The organism is Pantoea sp. ANP04, assembly GCF_041982285.1.
GTDB lineage: Bacteria > Pseudomonadota > Gammaproteobacteria > Enterobacterales > Enterobacteriaceae > Pantoea > Pantoea eucalypti.
Window position 1 is genome coordinate 115349 of record NZ_JAUTYS010000008.1, and the last position, 25509, is coordinate 140857.

Here is a 25509-nt window from a genome sequence, read left to right on the forward strand (position 1 = left end):
TCCAGTAAGTTTGCTGCCAGGCAGCATAAACAGGCGTTACTCTGGCAGAGCACTGCGGAGCAGGCAATAAAAAAGGATGGCAATTGCCATCCTTGTTGTGCTGTCTTACAACAGGTTAGCGATTAAGCGTAGACCGGCAGACGGCTGCAGATATCCAGCACTTTCTTTTTGGTGCGCTCAATGGTGGCTTCGTCATTGACGTTATCCAGTACATCAGCGATCCAGCCAGCCAGCTCACGCACGTCTGCTTCGTTGAAGCCACGACGCGTAACGGCAGGTGTACCGATACGGATACCCGACGTCACAAACGGGCTTTTCGGGTCGTTCGGTACGCTGTTCTTGTTAACCGTGATGTTGGCACGGCCCAGCGCGGCATCCGCTTCTTTACCGGTCAGGTTTTTGCTCACCAGATCGATCAGGAACAGATGGTTATAGGTGCCACCGGAAACGATGTCATAGCCACGCTCAATCAGCACTTCAACCATCGCTTTGGCATTTTTTGCCACCTGCTGCTGGTAGGTTTTAAACTCCGGCTCCATCGCCTCTTTGAAGGCAACTGCTTTACCCGCGATAACGTGCATCAGAGGACCGCCCTGGCCGCCCGGGAAGACAGCAGAGTTCAGTTTCTTGTAGAAATCTTCGTCGCCGTTTTTAGCCAGAATGATACCACCGCGCGGACCCGCCAGCGTTTTGTGGGTGGTGGAGGTCACGACGTGCGCATGGGGAATCGGGCTTGGATAAACGTCTGCGGCAATCAGGCCGGCAACGTGGGCCATATCGACAAACAGCCAGGCACCCACGCTATCCGCGATTTCACGCATTTTCGCCCAGTCGCAGACGCCAGAGTAAGCTGAGAAGCCGCCAACGATCATTTTTGGCTTGTGGGTTTTCGCCAGTTCAGCCAGCTCGTCGTAATTGATTTTTCCGGTCTCATCGATACCGTAAGCAACCACGTTATAGAGTTTGCCAGACAGGTTAACCGGTGAGCCGTGAGTCAGGTGTCCACCGTGCGCCAGGTTCATCCCGAGGATAGTATCGCCCGGCTGAAGCAGCGCCGTATAAACAGCGAAGTTAGCCTGTGAACCTGAGTGTGGCTGCACGTTAGCGTAATCAGCACCAAACAGCGCTTTTGCGCGGTCAATCGCCAGCTGCTCAACGATATCAACGTACTCACAGCCGCCGTAGTAACGTTTGCCCGGATAGCCTTCAGCGTATTTATTGGTGAGCTGAGAACCCTGTGCCTGCATAACACGCGGGCTGGTGTAGTTTTCAGAAGCAATCAGTTCAATGTGCTCTTCCTGACGCACTGTCTCCTGCTCCATTGCCTGCCACAACTCGGCATCGTAATCGGCAATGTTCATATCACGCTTTAACATCCGGATCTCCTGACTCAGCTAACTTTCTGACGGTATTTACCCCCCTTCAGGGGCGAAGGCCAACAGTGTAAACCGTTTTAACAGGTGAAGGTAGGGTGAACCGCCTCTTTTTACGCAAACGATTGGCTGGCGACTGGCAGCGCTTTTTTACACCTTTTTAGCCTGTTCACCCGTCACATTTTTTCTCAACGATGTGACGGCGGCGTCTGTTGATGCACCAAAAAGTTGCCGCATGGGGAGCCAGAAAGTTTCCCGGGTTATTTACACCACAGGCAAGGCGGCTATAACATGCATTTTAAATACATGTTTAATAAGAGGCCATTGATATGCTTGATGCACACACCATCGCCACCGTTAAATCGACGCTGCCTGCCATAGCCGCCTGCGGTCCAAAGCTTACCGCACACTTCTATGACCGTATGCTGTCGCACCACCCTGAACTCAAAAACGTCTTCAATATGAATAACCAGCGCAATGGCGATCAGCGCGAAGCGTTGTTCAACGCTATCTGCGCCTATGGCGCGAATCTGGAGAATCTGGCCGTGCTGCTGCCTGCGGTAGAAAAAATCGCGCAGAAACACACCAGCCTGAATATTCAGCCTGCCCAATACGCCATCGTCGGTGAAAATCTGCTGGCGACCATCAAAGAATTGCTGAATCCCGGTGACGAGGCGCTGGCTGCGTGGGGCCAGGCCTATGGCATCCTGGCGGATGTGTTCATCAATCGGGAAGAAGAGATCTATCAGGCCACAGCGCAGCAAACCGGCGGCTGGCGTGGCACCCGCGCGTTTCGCATCAGCGCAGTTGAGCAGCAGAGCGAGGTCATTAAAAGCTTTACCTTCACGCCGGTGGATGGCGGCCCGGTAGCCGCTTTTAAGCCGGGTCAGTATCTGACAGTACACCTGCAGCCTGCCAGCTTCGAGCATCACCAGATTCGTCAGTATTCACTGACGCATCTCAGCAACGGTAAAGCGTATCGTATTGCGGTGAAACGCGAAGCGCAGGGCACGGTCTCCGGCTGGCTGCATCAGCATGGCAAAGTGGGCGATGAGCTGATGCTCGCCGCACCGCACGGCGACTTCTTCCTGGAGGTCGATTCTGGCACGCCAGTCGCGCTCATCTCTGCGGGCGTGGGCCAGACGCCGATGCTGGCGATGCTGCATTCACTGGCAGCCAGTGAACATCGCGCGCCGGTCAGCTGGCTGCACGCTGCAGAGAACGGCAAACAGCATGCGTTTGGCGAGGAAGTCGGTGCCACTGGCGCGCAGCTCGCCGATTTCATCAGTGAGGTCTGGTATCGCGATCCCGCTGCTGAAGATGCAGGTCGCTATGACACGCAGGGGCTGATGGATATCAGCAAAATGGCTGCACGGTTAGCGTCATCCGATACCCACTTCTATCTCTGTGGACCGCTACCCTTTATGCAGCATGTGGTGGCGCAACTGCGCGATGCCCGCGTGGCAGATGCACGCATTCATTACGAACTTTTTGGCCCGCACAAAGGGATGTAAATCTGCTACTAAGTTCAGGCAGCAACAGACAGCTTCAAAGCGAAGGGAACTCGGGCAGAAGAGGAAAGCGTCCCGCGACATGGACAAAAACGCCGGGAGCGTTTTTGAACAACGCAAAGCGTTGGCCCGGCAACGGGCGCACCTCAGGGACGAGGTGCGTACTAAAAACGCCGGGAGCGTTTTTGAACAATGCAACGCGTTGGCCCGTTTACGGGCGCACCTCAGGGATGAGGTGCGTACTAAAAACGCCGGGAGCGGTTTTGAACAACGCAACGCGTTGGCCCGTTTACGGGCGCACCTCACGGATGAGGTGCGTAATCGTCCGGGCCGAGCGTGCCATGGATGGCGGGTTTTGCGTCTTTCCGATCTGACCGGGTTCTCTGAGCTGGCTTGATCTCACAGTAGACCTCATCCGATTTCCAGGTATAAAAAAGCCCGCAACGCGGGCCTTTTTATACTGATTAATCGCTGATAAAAAGACGATCAGATCGCCTCTTCATCCTCTTCACCCGTACGGATACGCACCACGCGCGCCACGTCGAAGACAAAGATTTTACCGTCACCGATTTTGCCGGTCTGCGCGGTGCGCATAATGGTCTCGACGCAGGTATCAACGATATCGTCGCCCACCACCATCTCGATTTTCACTTTAGGTAAGAAATCGACCATATACTCTGCGCCGCGATACAGCTCGGTATGCCCTTTCTGGCGACCAAAGCCCTTTACTTCACTCACGGTCATCCCGGTGATGCCGACTTCCGCTAAGGCTTCACGAACATCATCGAGCTTGAATGGTTTGATAATCGCATCAATCTTTTTCATGTCAGACCCTTTTTCACTCCCTCCATGGTCAGAGGGTTTATCAAGTATAAATGTTGCTGGCGCTGTCGGGCGGTAATATCCGGGATTCTTCAGGTTGCCGCAAGCGCTGTCAGATTATGCTGACCGCACCCATTCTGATTCGGGCCTGAGCAGGCAACCTGCCGGTATTACGTCGCAGCCTCCGCTACTCTTTGAAATCACTGGCATCCAGTTCATGGCGAGACAGCAGCTTATAGAACTCCGTGCGGTTGCGTCCAGCCAGACGTGCGGCGTTGGTCACATTGCCTTTGGTCATCTGCAACAGCTTACGCAGATAGTTCAGCTCAAACTGATTACGCGCCTCCGCAAAGGTCGGCAAGGCGCTGTTCTCGCCGCTCAACGCCTGCTCCACCAGCGCATCACTGATCACCGGTGATGAACTCAGCGCCACGCACTGCTCAATGACGTTTACCAGCTGGCGCACGTTGCCTGGCCAGCTCGCGGCCATCAGACGCTTCATCGCATCAACGGAAAAACTGCGAATCTGCGGTTTATGCCGTTCCGCAGCCTGGCGCAGCAGATGATTGGCCAGCAGCGGGATATCTTCTGTGCGCTGATGCAGCGCGGGTATTTTCAGATTCACCACATTCAGACGATAGAAGAGATCCTCACGAAACTCTTTCTTCTCCATTGCCTTCGGAAGATCGCGATGCGTGGCTGAAATGATTCGCACGTCGATTTCACTATCGTGGTCGCTGCCCAGCGGTCTGACCTTACGCTCCTGCAACACCCGCAGTAACTTAACCTGCAGCGGCTGCGGCATATCGCCAATCTCATCCAGGAACAGCGTACCGCCGCCTGCCGCTTTAAATAACCCCTCACGCGCACTGACCGCACCGGTAAAAGCACCTTTGGCGTGACCAAACAGATCTGATTCCAGCAGCTGCTCCGGCAAAGCGCCACAGTTAATGGCGACAAAAGGCTTGCCGTTACGCGGGCTGGCGGCGTGAATCGCCTGCGCCAGCATCTCTTTGCCGGTGCCACTCTGACCATTAATCAGAACGCTGACATCCGACTGCGCCACCATATGCGCCTGCTCCAGCAGCTTTAGCATCAGCGGGCTGCGGGTGACGATCGCCTCGCGCCAGCGGTCATCACTGACCGGTGCCTGCTGTGCCAGCGCCTCATCAATCGCTTTGTAGAGCGCGTCCCGATCAACCGGTTTCGTCAGGAAGCTGAATACGCCCTGCTGCGTGGCGGAAACGGCGTCCGGGATGGAACCATGCGCCGTCAGGATAATCACCGGCAGACCGGTGTGGCGCTTCTGGATCTCGCCAAAGAGCGCCAGCCCATCCATCTCATCCATTCGCAGATCGCTTATCACCAGCTCAATCTTCTCTTTCTGCAACAGACGCAACGCTTCGGGTCCGCTGCCCGCAGTGGTGACCTGATACCCTTCGCTGCGAAGACGCATGCCCAGCAGCTTCAGCAGACTGGGATCGTCATCCACCAGCAGCAATTTTGCCGCTTGTCTGACCATCATTGCTCCTCATCCTGCGGCAGCGCTGTACCATGACTGCTGTCAGAAACATCCGGGGCTTTACGCGATGAGAGCTGCCGCTCAATGTCAGTCAGCCGCTCCAGCTTATGCTGCGTGTCACTGAGCTGCTGCTGTTGCTTAACCATCTGCTGGCGTATCGCCTCAAGCTGACTATCGCTGCTCTGTTGCAGATGGACATAACGGGTGCGCGCCTCACTGAGGTCAAGCTGCGCGGTCTGGTTGCTGCGCCACAACTGAATCAGCGGGCGCACAGACTGTGGGAAATCAGCGCTGTAACGATCCAGGGTTTCCACATAGCGACGACGCTCAACTGGCGTGACGTTGCCATTAGACATCAGCACGCCCTGTTTAAAGGCGCGCGACCAGTTCTCTGCCGGCCAGCGATGGGCTTCGGCTCTGGCTTCTGCAGGAGAAAGGCGCTCAGCACAATCGATCGCCCGCATCCAGTAAAGGGGATTATCCAGTGCGGCACTCTTCTCTATCGGCCAGAGATCATTGCAGCGGGTCGCCAGATAATCAGCAATGCTGACCTCGGGTTCCGCTACCTGATGGCCTGACGACAGGGATGAGGTGGCCGGGGAGGTCGTACATCCGCTGAGGAGCAGCGTCGTCAGCGTGCTTAACAGCAACGCGGGTAAATATTTCATCAGTCAGACTTTCCCGGCAGTGGTGTTCAGTTCAATTCGAAAACAGACGTCAGCCTGCTCACAGGGGACCAGCGTCAGGTCGCCGTGCATCCGGCGCAGGCAATCTTTGGCAATACTCAATCCCAGCCCGCTGCCTTTTACCGGCCCTTTGCGCTGCTGGCTGCCCTGGAAGAACGGTTCGAAAATCATTGCCTGCTCTTCCGGCGGAATCGGCGTGCCGCTATTCGCGACCTCAATCCAGATCCGATCGCCCTGCTGCTGACTGCGCAGCCAGATGGTACCGGATTCGCTGCCGTAGTTCACGGCGTTCGAGTAGAGGTTATCAATGACCCGCATCAGTAACATCGGTTCAGCAAGACAGTGGCTGACCTCAAGATTAACGACCGTCTGCATGAGTTTGGCGCGCGCCGAGAGCGCATGTGCATTGACGACGCCCTCCACGATCGCTGCCACGCTGACCGGTTCCAGCTGGATCGGGCCATCCGCCAGTTTTCGATTGTAATCGAGCAGTTGTTCAATCAGCCGCTGCAGATGGCGGCTGCTGCTGTCGAGAATAGTGACCACCTCTTTCTGGTCGGCGTTCAGCGATCCGGCGACTTCATCCGCCAGCAACTCAGTGCCTTCACGCAGGCTGGCCAGCGGCGTTTTCAGTTCGTGTGAAAGATGGCGCAGAAACTCATGACGCTGAGATTCCAGCCATGCAAGCCGTTCGCTGAGCCAGACGATGCGCTGTCCCAGCGAGCGTAACTCGCGCGGGCCGCGAAAAATCACGCTGTTACCCAGCTCACGCCCTTCGCCAAGCCGGTTGATCATCCGCTCAATGCGCTTGACCGGCCCGATAATCATGCCGGTAAACAGCGTCATCAGCGCGAGACTGATGATAAACAGAATCAGCGCCTGCCAGCCAAAAAACTGGCCGCGATCGGCGATTTCACGCTGCAGTTGTAAGCCGCGCGAAAAGACCACTTCGCGCGTGTCCTGCACCATCTGCGCGTTAGTAGCAGAAAAGCGATCCAGTGCCTCTGCGGCGGGTGTAATGGGATTGCCATTATCACATTTCAGCGGCGTCAGCAGCGGCAGAGTGGCCTGCAAGGTCTGAAAAGCAGGCAGTTCGGGCAGACTGGCGCTATGCGAGCTCAGCATCTGACTGTAGCGGGTGTATTGCGTCTGATAAAGACGAGACAGCGAGGCATCATCCAGCACGCAATATTGACGGTAACTGCGTTCAAGCTCTACTGCCGTTCGTGCCATTGCCTCACTTCTGCGCACATCGGTGAAGGTGTTGCGGTTAGTATCAGCGGCCTGTTCACTTAACGCAGAGAGACTTTCCCACGCCTGCCAGGCCAGTACCAGCAACGGTAGCAGCACCAGAACAAACGCCATCAACACCAGCTGACGCAGAGAACGGGGAAATAAACGCCATTTTTTCACGCAGACGCTTCCTTAAGATTTACTGTCTGGATGCTAGCGGACTCTGACAGCAGAAGAAAGGTGTGGTGGGCAGAAAGGGAAACAAAAGAAAACGGCAGGCTCAATGGCCTGCCGCTGTCACGACGCGTGGTGCATCGCGTAAGAATGGGTGGAGCCTTACTCAACGTTACGTCCGGTGTTTGATAACGCAAGCGATTATCGGTCAGGTGGACGGCAGGCTCCGTTTGGTGCGTCATTCGGGCTTTATGAGCTCTTATCCGCTTCGCGGGGCAATCATAAACAGGTGAATGAGCAGCTGCATAAGTATAGCAAGTTTCATGCCAGAAAATAAATCATTATATTTTTCAGCAGATTGAACGAGCTGCTCCAATGACACCTGCGAAAAGTCCGATGCAGACAGCGTCAATGTGTCTCCACAAGGCGACATTAAATCACCCCGGATACCCGCTCATTTAAAATCAATGAGATAGATGTCGCCATAAAGAGACAGTGCAATATCCCCCTTGTCGCCATTTGCCAACAGCGGCGTAAAAAAGAACAGGAGGCACACCGGCCTCCTGTTCATTTCAGCGGATTACATTAACCCAGCTGTCTGCGTGCATTGCGGAAAATGCGCATCCACGGGCTGTCTTCGCCCCACTCTGCCGGATGCCAGGAGTTGCTGACGGTACGGAAAACACGCTCCGGATGCGGCATCATAATGGTGACGCGACCACTTTCATTGGTCACGGCGGTGATGCCGTTAGGTGAGCCATTCGGGTTAGCCGGATAGGTTTCTGTCACCTTGCCGAAGTTATCGACAAAGCGCAGTGCCACCAGCCCTTTCGACTCCAGCGCCGCCAGATGCGTTGCATCACGCACCTCAACAAAACCTTCTCCGTGCGAAACCGCGATAGGCATATGCGAACCGGCCATGCCGTCCAGCAGCAGTGACGGACTGGCGGCCACTTCGACCAGGCTGAAGCGCGCTTCAAAGCGTTCAGACTGGTTACGCACAAAGCGCGGCCAGAGATCGCTGCCCGGAATCAGTTCACGCAGATTGGACATCATCTGACAGCCGTTACAGACGCCCAGCGCCAGGGTCTGCGGACGGTGGAAGAAGGTTTCGAACTCATCGCGAACACGCGGGTTGAACAGAATCGACTTCGCCCAGCCCTCACCGGCACCCAGCACATCACCGTAAGAGAAGCCGCCACAGGCAACCAGCGCCTGGAACGCTTCCAGACCGCGACGCCCGGCCAGCAGATCGCTCATGTGAACGTCAATGGCGGTAAAGCCAGCACGATCAAAGGCAGCGGCCATCTCCACATGGGAGTTCACGCCCTGCTCACGCAGCACGGCGACGCGTGGACGCGCGCCCGTCGCGATCATCGGTGCCGCCACATCTTCCTGCGGATTAAAGGTCAGATTGACGTTGAGACCAGGATCGCTGTCGTTTTTCTTCGCTTCATGCTCCTGATCGGCACACGCCGGGTTGTCGCGCAGGCGCTGCATCTGCCAGGTGGTTTCTGCCCACCAGGTACGCAGCGTATTGCGGCTTTCACTGTAAACCGCACTGTCACCGGAACGGATCACAAAGCGATCGCCTGGCTGCGCGCTGCCCAGCAGATGCGTGGAAGCGGCAAGACCGTGATCGGCCAGGATCCGCTCAACGGCATCGCGATCGGCGGCGTTGATCTGAATCACCGCACCCAGCTCTTCGGTGAACAAGGCCGCCAGCGTATCGCTGCCCAGCGAGGCGATATCAACGTCAATGCCGCAGTGACCGGCAAAGGCCATCTCGGCCAGCGTCACCAGCAGACCACCGTCAGAGCGGTCGTGGTAGGCCAGCAGTTTCTGCTCAGCCACCAGCGCCTGAATCGCATTGAAGAAGCCCGCCAGCTGGGTGGCATCACGCACATCGGCAGGTTTGTCACCGAGCTGGCGATAGACCTGCGACAGCGCGGTTGCGCCCAGCGTATTCGCGCCGTTGCCCAGATCGATCAGCAGCAGCAGGTTGTCCTGATCGGCCTGCAGCTGTGGCGTGATGGTGCGACGGACATCTTCGACGCGTGCAAACGCAGTAATCACCAGCGACAGCGGCGAAGTCATCTCGCGCTGTTCAGTGCCTTCCTGCCAGCGGGTTTTCATCGACATCGAATCTTTACCGACCGGGATGGTGATCCCCAGCGCCGGGCAAAGCTCTTCGCCGACGGCTTTCACCGCCGCGTATAAACCCGCATCTTCACCCGGATGACCCGCAGCGGACATCCAGTTAGCGGAGAGTTTCACGCGCTTCAGCGAACCAATCTGCGTTGCCGCCAGGTTGGTCAGGGCTTCACCCACCGCCAGACGACCCGACGCTGCGAAGTCCAGCAGCGCAACCGGTGAACGTTCGCCCAGGGCAAAGGCTTCGCCGTGATAGCTGTCGAGGCTGGCAGTGGTCACCGCACAGTTGGCCACCGGGATCTGCCACGGCCCGACCATCTGGTCGCGTGCCACCATGCCGGTCACGCTGCGGTCACCGATGGTGATCAGGAAGGTTTTTTCCGCCACAGCAGGCAGATGCAGTACGCGATTCACCGCATCAACCAGCGTAATGCCGTCACGCTGCAGCTCGGTGCCCTGCGCCTGCTGCGTCACCACATCCCGCGTCATCTTCGGCGTTTTGCCCAGCAGGACATCCAGCGGCATATCGATAGGCTTATTATCGAAATGGCTATCTTCCAGACTCAGGTGCAACTCTTCGGTGGCTTCACCAATTACGGCAAAAGGTGCGCGTTCGCGCTGGCAAATCGCCTCAAACTGCGCCAGCTGATCGGGTGCCACGGCCATCACATAACGTTCCTGTGATTCGTTACACCAGACTTCCAGCGGGCTCATGCCTGGCTCATCACTCAGGATGTCACGCAGGTTAAACCGGCCACCACGACCACCATCGCTGACCAGCTCCGGCATAGCATTGGAAAGGCCGCCCGCGCCCACGTCGTGGATAAACAGAATCGGGTTCTCATCGCCCAGCTGCCAGCAGCGGTCGATCACCTCCTGACAACGGCGCTCCATCTCCGGGTTATCACGCTGTACAGAGGCGAAGTCGAGATCGGCATCAGACTGACCCGAGGCCATGGATGAGGCCGCGCCGCCGCCCAGGCCGATGTTCATGGCCGGACCGCCCAGCACCACCAGCTTCGCGCCTACGGTGATTTCGCCTTTCTGCACGTGATCGGCACGGATGTTACCGATGCCGCCCGCCAGCATAATCGGCTTATGATAGCCGCGCAGCTCAGTGCCGTTGTGGCTGGTGACCTGCTCTTCATAAGTACGGAAGTAGCCATTCAGAGCCGGACGACCAAATTCATTGTTGAAGGCAGCGCCGCCCAGAGGTCCGTCGGTCATGATCTCCAGCGCGCTGACAATGCGGGCTGGTTTACCGAAGTCCTCTTCCCACGGCTGTTCAAAGCCAGGAATACGCAGGTTAGAGACCGAGAATCCGACCAGGCCCGCTTTTGGCTTGGAGCCACGACCGGTTGCGCCTTCATCACGGATTTCACCACCAGAACCGGTGGCCGCGCCTGGCCACGGCGAAATCGCCGTTGGGTGGTTGTGCGTTTCCACCTTCATCAGAATGTGCGCGGCTTCCTGATGCCAGCGGTACTCGCTCTCTCCGGCGTCTGCAAAGAAGCGGCCAACCTCTGATCCTTCCATCACGGCGGCGTTATCTTTATAGGCAGAGAGCACGAAGTCCGGCGTCTTCTCCATCGTATTTTTGATCATTTTAAACAGCGACTTTGGCTGTTTCTCGCCGTCGATAATCCAGTCAGCGTTGAAAATCTTGTGACGACAGTGCTCAGAGTTCGCCTGCGCAAACATATAGAGTTCAATGTCGTTGGGGTTACGACCCAGTGAGGTAAACGCCGCCACCAGGTAGTCAATTTCATCGTCTGCCAGCGCCAGACCCAGGGAGATATTGGCCTGCACCAGCGCCTGACGGCCCTCACCCAGCAGATCGACACTTTTCACCGGCTGCGGCGTGTGGTGCGCGAACAACTGCTCAGCCTGCGCCAGGTCACTGAAGACCGTTTCCATCATCCGATCGTGCAGCAGTGTGCCCAGCGTTTGCCACTGCGCTTCGGTCATCTGGGGAGCCTGTACATAGAAAGCCAGACCACGTTCCAGACGACGGACCTGTGGCAGGCCGCAGTTGTGGGCGATATCGGTTGCTTTGGATGACCAGGGCGAAATGGTACCAGGACGCGGTGTCACCAGCAGCAGACGACCCTGTGGAGCATGTTCAGCAAGAGAGGGACCATATTTCAGCAGACGTTGCAGACGGCTCTGTTCGTCAGCGCTTAAGGGCGTACTGACATCAGCAAAATGGATGTACTCAGCGTAAATATCACTCACCGGCAGATGAGCGTCCTGAAAGCGGGTCAGCAGTTTGTTTACACGAAATGCCGACAGGGCGGGCGAACCACGCAGAATTTCCATTAATAAGTCTCTCGTCAGGGCGCCGGGCGACGCAAATTGGGCGCAACAGGGAAAACGGGGCGTATTATAGAGAAAGCGACCTCGCGACGAAACCGTTTGCGCACAATTTTTGGCGACCCGGATTTGCCTGAAATTTGCGCAAAAGCTGCTATAAAAGTTGCTCAGCGTGATTTTGTTGCGCAAAATGCCCCTCGCTCTGGGAGTTCAAAGAAGATAAATACTGCCTTTAAAAGACAGAGGCCTTAGAGCCAGCGAGAGATAACTATTTGAAACGCCTAAAATTTAATTATCTGTTTATCGGTCTGGTTGCCGTGCTGTTAGCGTTAGCGCTATGGCCATCCATTCCCTGGTATGGGGGTGGGCAGGACCAGATTTCACAGATTAAATCGCGGGGAGTGCTGCGTGTCAGTACCATCAACTCCCCATTGACTTACTACACAGTTAACCAATTACCGGCCGGTATGGACTATGAGCTGGCAAAACGTTTCGCCGATTATCTGGGCGTCAAACTTAAGGTGACGGTTCGTCCTAACCTGAGCGATCTGTTTGATGACCTTGACGATGGCAAAGCCGATGTGCTGGCCGCCGGGCTGAACTATAACAATGAACGCCTGACGCGTTATCAGACCGGGCCAGGTTACTACAATGTTTCGCAGCAGCTGGTCTATCGCGTGGATAAGCCGCGCCCTAAAAACCTCGGTGACTTAAAGGGGCGGCTAACGGTTGCGGCGGGATCGGCTTACCTGTCAACGCTGAAGAGCGCGCGTTCTAATCAGTTTCCCGATCTGGACTGGGCGATCTCCACCGATCAGAGCCCTAAAGCCCTGCTGGAAGCGGTAGCTGATGGCAAGCTCGACTACACCATTGGCGACTCCGTCACCATCGCCCTGTTACAGCGCATTTATCCGCAGCTGGCGGTCGCGTTCGACGTCACCGATGAAGAGCCGGTGACCTGGTATGTGCGGCACAGTGATGATGACAGCCTGAATGCGGCGATGCTCGACTTCTTTAACGGGATGGGAGAAGAAGGCGCGATGGCGCGGCTGGAGGAGAAATATCTCGGCCACGTTGGCACCTTTGATTATGTCGATACCCGCACTTTCCTGCGGGCCATCGACAATACGCTGCCCGACATCAAGCCGCTGTTTGAGAAGTACGCCACCAGCATTGACTGGCGACTGCTGGCAGCGATCTCCTATCAGGAGTCGCACTGGAATCCGCAGGCCACCTCCCCTACCGGCGTACGCGGCATGATGATGCTGACGCGTAACACCGCAGAGAGTCTGGATGTGGGTGATCGTACCGATCCCGAACAGAGCATTCGCGGCGGCAGTCAGTATCTGCAGGATATGATGGCGAAGGTGCCACAGAGCATCCCGGAAGATGAACGTATCTGGTTTGCGCTGGCGGCTTACAACATGGGCTATGCCCATATGCTCGACGTCCGCAAGCTGACGGCACGCCAGGGTGGCGATCCGGACAGCTGGGCGGATGTAAAGCTGCGTCTGTCGATGCTGAGTCAGAAGCGTTACTACACCCAGACGACGTATGGCTACGCCCGAGGGCATGAAGCTTATAACTACGTGGAGAATATCCGCAAGTATCAGCTAAGTCTGGTGGGTTATCTGCAGGAGCAGGAGAAGCGTCTGAAGCAGCAGGCGGAAGCCCAGGCCGAACTGGCGAAGGGCTATCCGGCGGTTGAACCAAAGATCGCGATGAACTAACCCTGGCGCTGCGCCTGACGCAGCGCTTTTTTCTGCTCGCGACGCATACGGAAAAAATCGCTCAGCATGGCGGCGCACTCTTCAGCCAGCACGCCACTGTGCAATTCAATCTGATGATTCATGCCAGGGTGGCCCAGCACATCCAGCAGCGATCCCGCCGCGCCACTTTTAACATCGTGCGCACCATAAACCAGACGCGTTATGCGGCTGTGAACCATAGCACCGGCACACATGACGCACGGCTCCAGCGTCACGTAAAGCGTGGTATCCAGCAGACGATAATTTTCCAGCACTTTACCGCCCTGGCGCAGAGCCATGATTTCGGCGTGCGCCGTCGGGTCGTGCTGACCAATGGGCCGGTTCCAGCCTTCGCCAATCACCTGGTCGTTCTGAACCAGCACCGCGCCCACCGGCACTTCGCCCTGCTCCCACGCCCGTCGCGCCAGACCAAGCGCATGGCGCATCCAGTACTCATCTTGTTGTTTCACGCTGACCACTCCGGGCGACTAAAAAGCGGCGCATTATAGCGGTCTCATCGGTCCTTTAAAAACTTATTCCAGCTGTTGCAGTTCACCCGCCGGGGTCACGCGCCAGCGATGCTGACAGAAAAACAGCAGCGGGTTGTCCTGTTTGCTGTCGCTGTAGCCGCTGTAAAGCTGCAGCGGCGTACCGATTTTCTCTTCCAGCTGCGCCACTTTCTCATGGCCAAGACAGCGCATCGCCAGCACCCGCCCACCCCAGCCGCGCTGCATCTGGCTCGCAATCATCTTCACACGTGGCAGAAACGCGGAGTCGTAATAGACCTGCTCCACCAGCGACTGTGGCGATCCGGTGATCAGCCAGACGTCAGCATCATCACTGCTGAGATACTCCGTCAGACGCTGCTGCACCACCGGGAACGCTTTCACGCGCAGCCGGAACCACTGCGCAAACTCCGCTTCGAGGCGCAATAATGTCTGCTCAGAGCGTCCAAAAGTAATTGACCAGAGCAGCAGGCTCATGGGCCAGCGAGCCGCGCGGCCTTTAAACAGCAGGCCGATACCGACCACCGGCAATACCGGCACCACCAGCAGCAGATTAAGCGGGCGGCGACGCAGCAGATAGCGCATAAACGTGCCGAACATGTCCTGCTGGTGCAAAGTGCCATCCAGGTCAAAAAATACGATGCGACGTTGTGTTCCCCTGGTCAAACAACTCTCCTTTATGGCTGGTTCTGGAATGATAAAGAGTAGTGTAGCCATCATCAGGCGGTACGGCGATGACTGTCATTTTTAATTCCGATGACTACAATGCCCGATGAATAGTTTATTCTTCATTGATTATCCCTGAATGACGAGGATTGGGCATGAGTTCTTTGCTGCGCATTCGCCAGCTTTATCCACGACTGGCGTTGAACGAACGTCGGCTCGCGGATTTTTTACTGTCGCAACCCGATCGGGCGCGTCACCTGAGTTCACAAAAACTGGCGGAAGAGTCCGGCGTCAGTCAGTCGAGCGTAGTGAAGTTTGCTCAGAAGCTGGGCTATAAAGGTTTTCCGGCGCTTAAGCTGGCCCTGAGTGAGTCACTGGCGGACAAGGATGCCATTACCGTGCATAACCATATTCTGAGCGACGACCCGCTTAAAATGGTGGGTGAAAAGCTGCTGACAGAAAAGCTTTCAGCGATCCGCGCCACCCTGGATATTAATAGCGAAGAGAAGCTCAACGACGTGTTACAGCTGCTGAAAAATGCCCGCCGTATTTTACTGGTGGGCATCGGCGCCTCGGGCCTGGTGGCGAAAGATTTCTCCTGGAAGCTGATGAAGATCGGCATTAATGCGGTGGCGGAACAGGATATGCACGCCCTGCTGGCCAGCGTGCAGGCGATGGGGCCAGGCGATGTGCTGCTCGCCATCTCTTACACCGGTGAACGGCGAGAGATCAATCTGGCCGCGCAGGAAGCGGTTCAGGTGGGCGCAGATGTGGTGGCGTTCACGGGTTTTACGCCGAATACCCTGCAGCAGAGTGCCGGTTACTGTCTTTATACGGTGGCGGAAGAGCAGAGTACCCGCAGCGCGGCGATCTCCTCAACCACGGCACAGCTTGCTCTGACCGATCTGCTCTTTATGGCGCTGGTGCAAAACGATCCGGAGCGCGCGTCCAGCCATATTCGTCACAGTGAAGCGCTGGTGAAAAAGCTGGTCTGATCAGCGTCAGCACGTATAATACCCGCGCTTTTTCTGTTGGTATCAGGTGGGTAAAATGGCGCTGTTGATTACGTCCAGATGCATTAACTGCGATATGTGTGAACCGGAGTGCCCGAATCAGGCGATTTCACTGGGCGATGCGATCTATGAGATTGATGTCAGCCGCTGCACGGAATGTGTCGGGCACTATGAGCGGCCAACCTGTCAGCAGGTCTGCCCCATCGACAACACGATTATCATAGACCCACAGCACACCGAATCTCGCGATGCGCTGTGGGAGAAGTTCGTGCTGCTGCACGGCTAGCTTTCAATGATTACCGTGGCGCAGGCGTAGTGACGCTCATCGGCCAGCGTCACGTGAACGTGCTTAACGCCCAGCCTCTCCGCCACGTCAGCCGCATGCTGAAAGAAGCGTAACCCCGGTTTTCCCAGCGCATCGTTGTAAACTTCAAACTGATTAAACGCCAGACCACCGCGAATACCGGTGCCAAAGGCTTTTGCTGCCGCCTCTTTAACCGCAAAACGTTTGGAGAGAAAGCGCACCGGCTGATTGTGCGCCTGATACTGCTGCCATTCGGCTTCACTCAGCACCCGACGCGCCAGCCGATCGCCGGAGCGCGCTATCACCCCGGCGATGCGTTCAATCTCAACGATGTCCGTCCCTAATCCGAGAATAGCCATTAGCGACGGGCTTCACGCAGCAGTTGCTTCATCTCTTTAACTGCGTCCGGCAGGCCACTCATTACTGCACGCCCGATAATCGCATGGCCGATGTTCAGCTCATGCATTTCCGGCAGCGCGGCAATCGGCAGCACATTGTGGTAGGTCAGACCATGACCGGCGTTAACTTTGAGCCCCAGGCTGGCAGCAAAAGTCGCGGCATGGCGAATGCGCGCCAGCTCAGCGTCACGCGCCAGTCCCTCGGGTGCCTCGGCGTAAGCGCCAGTATGGATTTCGATGTAAGGCGCACCCGTGGCAACGGCGGCTTCGATCTGGCGGTGATCGGCATCAATAAACAGCGAAACCAGAATGCCAGCATCCTTCAGCAGTCGCACGGCTGCGTTCATCTTCTCCTGCTGTCCCGCCACATCCAGTCCGCCTTCCGTTGTCACTTCCTGACGCTTTTCCGGCACCAGGCAGCAGAAATGGGGCTGAATGTCACAGGCAATGCCGATCATCTCATCGGTGACCGCCATCTCCAGATTCATGCGCGTCTGAATCGTGTCACGCAGAATTCGCACGTCGCGATCGGTGATGTGACGGCGATCTTCACGCAGGTGCACGGTAATGCCGTCTGCGCCTGCCTGCTCGGCGATAAACGCCGCCTGTACCGGATCGGGATAGTTTGTCCCACGCGCGTTACGCACCGTGGCAATGTGATCGATATTGACGCCTAACAGCAACTCAGCCATGACCATCCTCACTTCTTTTCCATCGTGATGTTGAGTGTACCGCGCAAATATAAACAGGCGGTACGACCAGCGCTATTCTTCTGCCTGTTCGGGCTTTTTCTTCGGGATAAACTGGCGGAACAGCTCCTGACTTTTCAGCGGCTTGCCACCAAGATAAGGCTTCAGGGCGATGCGCGTAAAGCGCTTCGCGGCACGCAGGGTGTCGGCATCCGGAAACTCTCGCTCACACAGGGCGTGCAGCTCCCGTCCGGTAAAGCTGCGATTGTTCACCACCAGGCTGGCGATAAAACCCCGCTCTTCGCGATAGCTGTAGGTCATATCGTCGCTGACCGGCTCGCCGCTGCCGGCGCAGTGCAGGAAGTCGACGCCGTAACCCAGGTGACCGAGCAGCGCCAGTTCAAATCGTCGCAGTGCCGGTTCGGGCTTACCGTGTGTTGAGGCTAACGCCTGAAGACAGTTGAGATAGTCGAAGAAGAGTTCCGGGAAGGGAGATTCCTGCTGCAATACGCGTGAGACCAGCTCATTGACGTAGAGACCGCAGTAAAGCGTGATGCCGCTGAGCGGTAAAGCCAGCGACACCGCTTCGGCATTGCGCAGGGTTTTAACTTCCCCGCGCCCGCTCCAGCGAACCAGCAGCGGGGTAAAAGGCTGTAACGCGCCTTTCAGGTTGGAACGCCGGGAACGCGCGCCCTTGGCCAGTACCCGAACCCGTCCTTCACTTTCGCTGAACAGGTCGAGCAGCAGGCTGGTTTCGCTGAAGGGACGACTATGCAGCACAAAGGCGCGTTGCCAGCCTTCCATTGAATCAGAGATCGTCTGTATAACCCAGGCTGCGCAGTGCACGTTCGTCATCTGCCCAGCCGGATTTCACTTTCACCCACAGTTCGAGATGCACTTTCGCTTCGAACATCTCTTCCATGTCCCTGCGCGCTTCGGTTCCGATGACTTTGATTTTGGCGCCTTTGTTGCCAATCACCATCTTCTTCTGCCCTTCACGCTCAACCAGGATCAGACCATGGATATCGTAACCGCCGCGTTCGTTGGTAACGAAGCGCTCAATCTCAACCGTGACAGAGTAAGGCAGTTCAGCGCCCAGGAAGCGCATCAGTTTTTCACGGATCATCTCTGACGCCATGAAGCGCTGTGAACGGTCAGTGATGTAATCTTCCGGGAAGTGATGATCGGCCTGTGGCAGATGCTTGCGGGTAATCGCCGCAATGGTATCGACGTTTTTGCCACTCTCAGCAGAGATAGGCACGATATCGAGGAAGTTCATCTGCTGGCTCAGGAACTGCAGATGCGGCAGCAGAATGCTTTTATCCTGGATATTATCGACCTTGTTGATCGCCAGCACGACCGGCACTTTGTTGTCGCGCAGTTTGTTTAAGACCATCTCGTCATCTGGCGTCCAGCGGGTGCCTTCAACCACGAAGATCACCAGCTCTACGTCACCAATCGAACTGCTGGCTGCGCGGTTCATCAGACGGTTAATGGCACGCTTCTCTTCCATGTGCAGACCCGGAGTATCGACGTAGATCGCCTGATATTCGCCCTCGGTGTGAATGCCCATGATGCGGTGGCGCGTGGTTTGCGGCTTACGCGAGGTGATCGACACCTTCTGCCCCAGTAACTGGTTCAGTAAGGTGGATTTACCGACGTTTGGTCGGCCAACAATCGCGACAAAGCCGCAATAAGTAACGTTTTCGCTCATTCGAATCCTGAGTTGTTCAGCGCCTGATACGGCGCTGAAAAAGTGCTATTTGAATCGTGTGTCATTCAGCGTCTTCTGACGCCGGGACAGAACTGCCAAAGGGTGATTCACTGTGTGCCGCTCCGGCACGGTCATGTGCCGCTCCGGCACGGTCACCCCGACAGACCTATTCGAGACCTAATTTTATCAGCGCCTGTTCAGCTGCTGCCTGCTCAGCTTTACGACGGCTGGAGCCGACGCCGACGACCGGCTCGGCCATGCCACTCACCTGACAGTGAATGGTGAATTCCTGATCATGGGCTTCGCCACGCACCTGCACGACCAGATAACTTGGCAGTGGCAGATGACGTCCCTGCAGATACTCCTGCAGACGCGTTTTCGGATCTTTTTGTTTGTCGCCAGGACTGATTTCGTCCAGACGGCTCTGATACCAGTCAAGGATCAGCTGTTCTACCCGCTCAATACCGCTGTCGAGGAAAATGCCGCCAATCAGCGCCTCGACCGTATCGGCAAGAATAGATTCACGACGGAAGCCGCCGCTTTTCAGCTCACCCGGTCCCAGACGCAGGCACTCGCCAAGATCAAATTCGCGGGCCATTTCAGCCAGCGTGTTGCCACGCACCAGTGTGGCGCGCATGCGGCTCATGTCACCTTCATCAACCCGCGGGAAGCGGTGATAAAGGGCATTAGCGATCACATAGCTAAGAATTGAATCGCCAAGAAATTCCAGGCGTTCGTTATGCTTACTGCTGGCGCTGCGGTGAGTCAGGGCCTGCTGTAACAGTTCCGAATGAGTAAAAGTGTAGCCCAGTTTGCGCTGAAGCTTGTTAATCAGGATGGGGTTCATGCGATTCCAGTTCTTTGTTGCGTCTGTGACTCTGCATACCAAACGGGGCTGGCAATCCAACACGTTCCGTTTGGTGTGCAGTGGCCTCCCTGAGGAGGCCACCCGAATTGCCTGTTAATCAGACAATGTTGTTAGTGGATACCGCCGATGCGACTGAATCGCACGCCGGTAGGCCACTGGCCTTCTTGTTTCTCAAAGCTCATCCAGATAGCGACCGCTTTACCGACCAGATTACGCTCCGGGACAAAGCCCCAGTAACGGCTGTCGGCGCTGTTATCACGGTTGTCGCCCATCATGAAGTATTGTCCTTTCGGCACGACCCAGCTCGACTGCGGCTGACCCGGCTGCTGATAATACATGCCTGCCTGACTCTGCGCTTCGTTTACCAGCAGAATGTCATGCGTCACGTTACCAATCGTCTCTTTGCGGGTGGCCAGGCGCAGACCTCCGCGCATAGTATCGCCCTGCGGCACCTGATAAAAACCGTTGCCGGTTTCGTTGCCATCAAAACCGCTAAAGGTCTGAATAAAGTTGCTTGGCTCAATATCGGTGTACGTTACCGCCAGCGCTGTGTCACAGGCTTTATCGTCGTTGCAGGTCGGTTTTACCGTCAGGGTTTTGCTGTAAGGATCATAGATGACTTTGTCGCCCGGCAGGCCGATAACGCGCTTAATATAATCCAGGCTCGGATCTTTCGGGTATTTAAATACCGCGATATCGCCGCGCTTCGGCTGACCGGTTGGGATCAGCGTCGTCTGGGTAATCGGATCTTTGATACCGTAAGCGAATTTCTCCACCAGGATAAAGTCACCAATCAGCAGCGTTGGCATCATCGAGCCAGAGGGAATCTGGAACGGTTCGTAGATAAACGAACGCACGATGAACACCACCGCCAGCACCGGGAACACAGACGCGGTGGTCTCAACCCAGCCTGGCTTGGCAGCAACCTTCGCCAGCGTTTTGCTATCGAGCGCGTTGCCGGTCTGGGCCTGAACCTCAGCCTGTTTAGCGCGACGCGCAGGTGCCCATTTAAAACGATCTATTACCCATACGATGCCAGTAATCAGCGTCGCTATCGCCAGAATCAGGGCGAACATATTAGCCATTGGAAATCCTTATTTGCTGTCCTTACCGACATGCAGAATGGCGAGGAACGCTTCCTGTGGCAGCTCAACGTTACCAACCTGCTTCATACGCTTCTTACCGTCTTTCTGTTTCTGCAGCAGTTTCTTCTTACGGCTCACGTCACCGCCATAACACTTGGCGAGTACGTTTTTACGCAGCTGTTTAACCGTTGAACGCGCGATAATGTGGTTGCCGATGGCAGCCTGAATCGCAATATCAAACTGCTGACGCGGGATGAGATCTTTCATTTTCTCAACCAGATCGCGTCCGCGATAAGGTGCGTTGTCGCGGTGAGTGATCAGCGCCAGCGCATCCACACGTTCAGAGTTAATCAGTACGTCAACGCGCACCATGTCTGAAGGCTGGAAACGTTTAAAGTTGTAATCCAGCGAGGCATAACCGCGCGAGGTTGATTTCAGACGGTCAAAGAAGTCGAGTACCACCTCTGCCATCGGAATTTCGTACGTCAGTGCCACCTGATTGCCGTGGTAAACCATGTTGGTCTGCACGCCACGCTTCTCAATACACAGCGTGATGACGTTGCCCAGATACTCCTGTGGCAGCAGCATGTGACATTCCGCAATCGGTTCACGCAGCTCTTCGATATTGTTCAGCGCAGGCAGCTTAGATGGGCTGTCAACATGAACGATCTCGCCACTGGTAGTCACGACTTCATACACCACCGTCGGCGCGGTGGTGATCAGATCGAGATCGTATTCGCGCTCCAGGCGCTCCTGAATGATCTCCATGTGCAGCAGGCCAAGGAAGCCGCAGCGGAAACCAAAGCCCAGGGCGGTTGAGCTTTCTGGCTCATAGAACAGCGAGGCATCGTTCAGGCTCAGCTTGCCGAGCGCATCACGGAACGCTTCATAGTCGTCAGAGCTGATTGGGAACAGACCGGCATAAACCTGCGGCTTCACTTTTTTGAAGCCTGGCAGCGCTTTGTCTGCCGGGTTACGCGCGGTAGTCAGGGTATCGCCTACCGGCGCGCCAAGGATATCTTTGATAGCGCAGACCAGCCAGCCGACTTCACCGCAGTTCAGTTCATTACGATCCACACGCTTCGGAGTGAAAATACCCAGACGGTCAGCGTTATAAACCTGGCCGGTGCTCAGGACTTTAATCTTGTCGCCTTTACGCATGGTGCCATTTTTCACACGCACCAGAGAAACAACGCCCAGATAGTTATCAAACCAGGAGTCGATAATCAGTGCCTGCAGCGGACCTTCCGGATCGCCTTCCGGCGGCGGAATATCACGCACTAAGCGCTCCAGCACTTCGGGTACGCCGACGCCGGTCTTGGCTGAGCAGCGCACGGCATCCGTTGCATCGATGCCGACGATATCTTCAATTTCCTGCGCGGCACGATCGGGATCGGCAGCTGGCAGGTCAATCTTGTTCAGAACCGGCACCACTTCCAGATCCATCTCCATCGCGGTATAGCAGTTCGCCAGTGTCTGCGCTTCAACACCCTGACCGGCATCCACCACCAGCAGCGCGCCTTCACAGGCGGCCAGTGAGCGGGAAACTTCATAAGAGAAGTCTACGTGGCCTGGGGTATCGATGAAATTGAGCTGGTAAGTTTGGCCGTCCTTCGCGTGGTAATCGAGTGTCACGCTCTGGGCTTTGATGGTGATCCCACGCTCACGCTCCAGATCCATAGAGTCGAGAACCTGCGCAGCCATTTCACGAGCGGTGAGTCCGCCACAGATCTGAATCAGACGGTCAGAGAGCGTAGATTTACCATGGTCGATATGAGCGATGATGGAGAAATTTCTTATGTGCTTCATTTATTGGGATATCTTCGCTTAAAATTCAGTTGAAAACCTGAGCACAGACACATTCAGGAAGATCGCTCTTTACCCACAATCCTGTCAGCCTCATTAATGACGACGCATATTACACTGTTAACGCCGCGCATAAAAGAATGGAACGTGGTGGAAGCGAAACAGATATCTGCGCAAAGCAGAATGGACAAAGGCCGCGAGATGCGCGGCCTGGACGTACGTTACGCTTCGCTTTCAACACGCAGCGCATCAGGAGGCAAGGCAATGCTCAGGATGACCGGCTGAAAAGCTTCACGGTCGCCAAATTTCATTGAAACACCTTTAGCAACAATAAAACCGCCGATGCCGCCCAGCAGCGCACCGCAGGCCGCTGCCAGATCGCTGTTAAACAGCGCCTGAAACAGCCCGGCCACCAGGAAAAGACCAGACAGCGGCGTCATATAGACCAGCAGTGCTGAACCAAGCAGGCTGCTCTCTTTGATGCCGAGCTCGATGCGTTGTCCAGGTTGCAGCGGCTTACTGCTGGCGATTTGCATCACATGGGCGTTTTTTGGACCGAGTTTATTCAGCATATGACTGCCACAGCCTTTACGCGCCTGGCAACTGTTGCAGGACGTTTTTGCTTCGGTATGCAGTGTGGCGATGCCATCCTGCCATGCCACTACGGTGGCCCATTCTCTCATCATTTTTGTGACCCCAGGTCAATGCTGTCCGCAATACGTTTTGCGGTGGAGGGCGGCAATTCGCCAATCACTGCAATTTCGTTATTATTGCGCACAACGGTCTGGACCGTACGACGTCCAGTGCGCAATGTCTGCGTCAGACTGGTTTTATCGGCTGGCGTCACGTTGATGGCGAAACTAAACAGCCCATCGCTGTAGAGCTTCGACTCCATATTTTTGTTCAGCCCCGGCAGTGTACGGCGATTCTGCGACACCAGGGACATGCCGGCAGGTATCCAGCCAGGTTGCCAGGTAAGCGTAACCGCATCCCCTTTCGGCACGGATAGCGACGGAGGCAGATTCGCTTTCTCGAGTCCCTGCATCAGATTACGCACCCCTTCATCCACCGCAAAGCTGATCACGCGGAACTGCTCCAGCGTTTCGCCATCACGATCAAGCAGGTCGATTCGCAACGGCAGTTTGGTGTCCACATCCAGCCAGACCACATAGCTGTAACGGGTGCCATCACGGGAAACGATACGCAGCACATCACACATTTGATCGGCAATGCGGGAGCGCCCTACGGTAATAAAATCGTAGGCTGAGGCAAGTTTGGTGAAGTCAGCAAAAATTACCGAGGGCAAGGCATCGATAATATGATTACCGGGAAGCGAAAAGGGATCGAGGCCGGGTTCGAAGTAGCTGATATCGTTGCCACGCTGGATAACTTCCCGGCGAGGCCCGTCCATCTGTAACAACTGCGCGAATATCCGGTTATCGATCACAGCGTGACGATAACGCAGCGATTCAATGCCGATGCGCGAGACGTTGATATAGGCGAATTCGTAGTTGAGGTTCTGACTTGCCTGCTCCATCTGCTGCAATAACGCCCCGGACGCGGTAGTTTGCGCCGGGGCGGCAGATGACCATAACAGACTGCCTGTCAGCAGGCTAACAGCATACCAAAGCGGCTTCATTACTGCTGCTGCTGTCCTAATGATTGGTTTCCGGGAACATCAACCTGCGCCTGTTTTGGCGCATTGGTTTCAATCTGCAGCTGGTCAGCATGCAGACGACGTTGCAGTTCATAGTCCTGCAGCATCGCATTTACGCGACGCCGCTGGTCCTGAACCTGCTGGTTTGAGCTGTTTGTATCAAACGCATCTGACGGCACACCCAGGCTCACCGGCGACGCTTTCCCCATCATCGGCATGGTATTGAATACCGGAGAGTCAGAGGTTTGCGTGGCACTGCCTGCCGGCTGATTGTAGTGCTGAACACCCACGATCACTGCCAGCGAAACGCAGGCAGCCACACCCACCTGAGTCAGTTGCGCAGCCCATGGACGCGCTTTTATCCAGAACGGCATTTTTTCCCAGCGGGAAGGCTCTGGCTGAGCTTCAGGGATCAGCGTAGTGACCGAACGTTTAGGTTCTTTTTCGATGGCAGCAGCGACGCGCGCAGAGATATCGAAATGCAGGACATCGCCTGTATCACCACGCATTGTATCGCGGATGAGATGATAGCTCGCCCAGCTTTTCTGTAATTCTGCGTCCTTAGACAAGGCGGAAAACAGCTCGTTATCTAAGGTCTCACCATCCATTAAAGCGGAAAGTTTTTCTTTCTGCATGCCTATGTACCCTTCCAGTAGCCGTTATCACTAACGTTGGATAAGCGGTTGAACTTTGTTATCAATGGCCTCTCGCGCACGAAAGATACGTGATCGAACAGTGCCTACCGGGCAATCCATAATGACGGCGATCTCTTCATAACTCAGACCGTCCAGTTCCCTGAGGGTGATTGCCATACGCAAGTCCTCAGGTAGCGCCTCGATGGTACGAAAGACAATTTGTTTCAATTCGTCAGACAACATTAAGTTCTCAGGGTTCGAAATTTCTTTTAATGCACCCGCACTTTCGAAATTTTCTGCGTCAATCGCATCCACATCGCTGGATGGCGGACGTCGCCCCTGAGCAACCAGGTAATTTTTCGCTGTGTTAACCGCAATGCGGTACAGCCAGGTATAAAACGCGCTATCGCCCCGGAATGAGTCCAGTGCGCGATACGCTTTAATAAACGATTCCTGTACTACATCAGGGACGTCGCCCGAGGGAACATAGCGTGAAACCAGACTCGCCACTTTATGCTGGTAACGAATTACCAGTAAGTTGAACGATTTTTGATCTCCCTTCTGTACCCGCTCGACAAGGACCTGATCCGTTAACTGCTCGCTCATCCGAGGTAATGTCTCCCCAAATTTTT

General features: G+C 55.8%; 23 protein-coding genes. 4 read left to right on the top strand and 19 right to left on the bottom strand.

The window, feature by feature from the left end; translation table 11 throughout:
• Window positions 1-122 precede the first annotated feature (122 nt).
• On the bottom strand, window positions 123-1376 hold the full coding sequence (glyA, locus tag Q7C21_RS12620) for a serine hydroxymethyltransferase (RefSeq protein WP_003848651.1): 1254 nt from the start codon (window positions 1374-1376) through the stop codon (window positions 123-125).
• A 326-nt stretch (window positions 1377-1702) separates the two neighbouring features.
• On the opposite strand from glyA, the gene hmpA reads away from it, so the two are divergent.
• Window positions 1703-2887: an NO-inducible flavohemoprotein gene (gene hmpA / locus Q7C21_RS12625; RefSeq protein ID WP_105098908.1), complete on the top strand. Its 1185-nt coding sequence runs from the start codon at window positions 1703-1705 to the stop codon at window positions 2885-2887.
• Between the two features lie 483 nt (window positions 2888-3370).
• Here the strand turns inward: hmpA and glnB are convergent, their stop codons facing one another.
• The 5 genes from glnB to purL form a co-directional block, all read right to left on the bottom strand.
• Window positions 3371-3709 carry a nitrogen regulatory protein P-II gene (gene glnB, locus Q7C21_RS12630; RefSeq protein ID WP_003848647.1) on the bottom strand — a complete coding sequence of 113 codons (339 nt, stop codon included), beginning with the start codon at window positions 3707-3709 and terminating at the stop codon, window positions 3371-3373.
• Window positions 3710-3893: 184 nt separating this feature from the next.
• Window positions 3894-5228 (bottom strand): two-component system response regulator GlrR, encoded by a 1335-nt coding sequence (gene glrR / locus Q7C21_RS12635; RefSeq protein WP_375150775.1) that lies wholly within the window; start codon window positions 5226-5228, stop codon window positions 3894-3896.
• Entirely contained in the window at window positions 5228-5896 is a 669-nt protein-coding gene (qseG, locus tag Q7C21_RS12640; RefSeq protein ID WP_039659521.1) for a two-component system QseEF-associated lipoprotein QseG, read from the bottom strand. The genes glrR and qseG overlap by 1 nt, the downstream gene beginning before the upstream one ends.
• A gap of 3 nt (window positions 5897-5899) precedes the next feature.
• Window positions 5900-7327, bottom strand: a complete 1428-nt coding sequence (locus Q7C21_RS12645; RefSeq protein WP_375150758.1) for a sensor histidine kinase — start codon at window positions 7325-7327, stop codon at window positions 5900-5902.
• 579 nt (window positions 7328-7906) lie between these two features.
• The gene (gene purL / locus Q7C21_RS12650; protein WP_375150759.1) at window positions 7907-11794 is read right to left on the bottom strand and encodes a phosphoribosylformylglycinamidine synthase; all 3888 of its coding nucleotides are present in this window, start codon (window positions 11792-11794) and stop codon (window positions 7907-7909) included.
• A 266-nt stretch (window positions 11795-12060) separates the two neighbouring features.
• On the opposite strand from purL, the gene mltF reads away from it, so the two are divergent.
• Window positions 12061-13518 (top strand): membrane-bound lytic murein transglycosylase MltF, encoded by a 1458-nt coding sequence (gene mltF / locus Q7C21_RS12655; protein WP_375150760.1) that lies wholly within the window; start codon window positions 12061-12063, stop codon window positions 13516-13518.
• On the opposite strand, the gene tadA is transcribed toward mltF, so the two are convergent.
• A complete protein-coding gene (gene tadA, locus Q7C21_RS12660; protein ID WP_110411086.1) occupies window positions 13515-14006 on the bottom strand; it encodes a tRNA adenosine(34) deaminase TadA in 492 nt (163 codons plus the stop codon). The two genes, mltF and tadA, sit on opposite strands and share 4 nt — an antisense overlap.
• A 63-nt stretch (window positions 14007-14069) precedes the next feature.
• The gene (gene yfhb, locus Q7C21_RS12665; protein ID WP_110411085.1) at window positions 14070-14708 is read right to left on the bottom strand and encodes a phosphatidylglycerophosphatase C; all 639 of its coding nucleotides are present in this window, start codon (window positions 14706-14708) and stop codon (window positions 14070-14072) included.
• Between the two features lie 155 nt (window positions 14709-14863).
• On the opposite strand from yfhb, the gene Q7C21_RS12670 reads away from it, so the two are divergent.
• Window positions 14864-15703 (top strand): MurR/RpiR family transcriptional regulator, encoded by an 840-nt coding sequence (locus Q7C21_RS12670; protein ID WP_003848617.1) that lies wholly within the window; start codon window positions 14864-14866, stop codon window positions 15701-15703.
• A gap of 55 nt (window positions 15704-15758) precedes the next feature.
• The gene (locus tag Q7C21_RS12675; RefSeq protein WP_003848615.1) at window positions 15759-16007 is read left to right on the top strand and encodes a YfhL family 4Fe-4S dicluster ferredoxin; all 249 of its coding nucleotides are present in this window, start codon (window positions 15759-15761) and stop codon (window positions 16005-16007) included.
• On the opposite strand, the gene acpS is transcribed toward Q7C21_RS12675, so the two are convergent.
• The 11 genes from acpS to rpoE form a co-directional block, all read right to left on the bottom strand.
• On the bottom strand, window positions 16004-16384 hold the full coding sequence (acpS, locus tag Q7C21_RS12680) for a holo-ACP synthase (protein WP_375150761.1): 381 nt from the start codon (window positions 16382-16384) through the stop codon (window positions 16004-16006). The two genes, Q7C21_RS12675 and acpS, sit on opposite strands and share 4 nt — an antisense overlap.
• Window positions 16384-17115: a pyridoxine 5'-phosphate synthase gene (gene pdxJ / locus Q7C21_RS12685; RefSeq protein WP_003848612.1), complete on the bottom strand. Its 732-nt coding sequence runs from the start codon at window positions 17113-17115 to the stop codon at window positions 16384-16386. The genes acpS and pdxJ overlap by 1 nt, the downstream gene beginning before the upstream one ends.
• A 72-nt stretch (window positions 17116-17187) precedes the next feature.
• Window positions 17188-17916, bottom strand: a complete 729-nt coding sequence (gene recO / locus Q7C21_RS12690; protein WP_003848609.1) for a DNA repair protein RecO — start codon at window positions 17914-17916, stop codon at window positions 17188-17190.
• Between the two features lie 4 nt (window positions 17917-17920).
• A complete protein-coding gene (gene era / locus Q7C21_RS12695) occupies window positions 17921-18826 on the bottom strand; it encodes a GTPase Era (protein WP_003848607.1) in 906 nt (301 codons plus the stop codon).
• 166 nt (window positions 18827-18992) lie between these two features.
• The gene (gene rnc, locus Q7C21_RS12700) at window positions 18993-19673 is read right to left on the bottom strand and encodes a ribonuclease III (RefSeq protein ID WP_003848606.1); all 681 of its coding nucleotides are present in this window, start codon (window positions 19671-19673) and stop codon (window positions 18993-18995) included.
• A 131-nt stretch (window positions 19674-19804) separates the two neighbouring features.
• A complete protein-coding gene (gene lepB, locus Q7C21_RS12705; protein WP_182629673.1) occupies window positions 19805-20779 on the bottom strand; it encodes a signal peptidase I in 975 nt (324 codons plus the stop codon).
• A 9-nt stretch (window positions 20780-20788) separates the two neighbouring features.
• Window positions 20789-22588: a translation elongation factor 4 gene (gene lepA / locus Q7C21_RS12710; protein ID WP_003848603.1), complete on the bottom strand. Its 1800-nt coding sequence runs from the start codon at window positions 22586-22588 to the stop codon at window positions 20789-20791.
• A 218-nt stretch (window positions 22589-22806) separates the two neighbouring features.
• Entirely contained in the window at window positions 22807-23271 is a 465-nt protein-coding gene (gene rseC, locus Q7C21_RS12715; RefSeq protein ID WP_008926717.1) for a SoxR-reducing system protein RseC, read from the bottom strand.
• On the bottom strand, window positions 23268-24224 hold the full coding sequence (gene rseB / locus Q7C21_RS12720; RefSeq protein ID WP_003848599.1) for a sigma-E factor regulatory protein RseB: 957 nt from the start codon (window positions 24222-24224) through the stop codon (window positions 23268-23270). Before rseB ends, rseC begins: the two co-directional genes overlap by 4 nt.
• Window positions 24224-24877, bottom strand: coding sequence for an anti-sigma-E factor RseA (gene rseA, locus Q7C21_RS12725; RefSeq protein WP_375150762.1), 654 nt, complete (start codon window positions 24875-24877; stop codon window positions 24224-24226). Before rseA ends, rseB begins: the two co-directional genes overlap by 1 nt.
• Window positions 24878-24907: 30 nt before the next feature.
• Entirely contained in the window at window positions 24908-25483 is a 576-nt protein-coding gene (rpoE, locus tag Q7C21_RS12730) for an RNA polymerase sigma factor RpoE (RefSeq protein WP_003848595.1), read from the bottom strand.
• Between the last annotated feature and the right edge of the window lie 26 nt (window positions 25484-25509).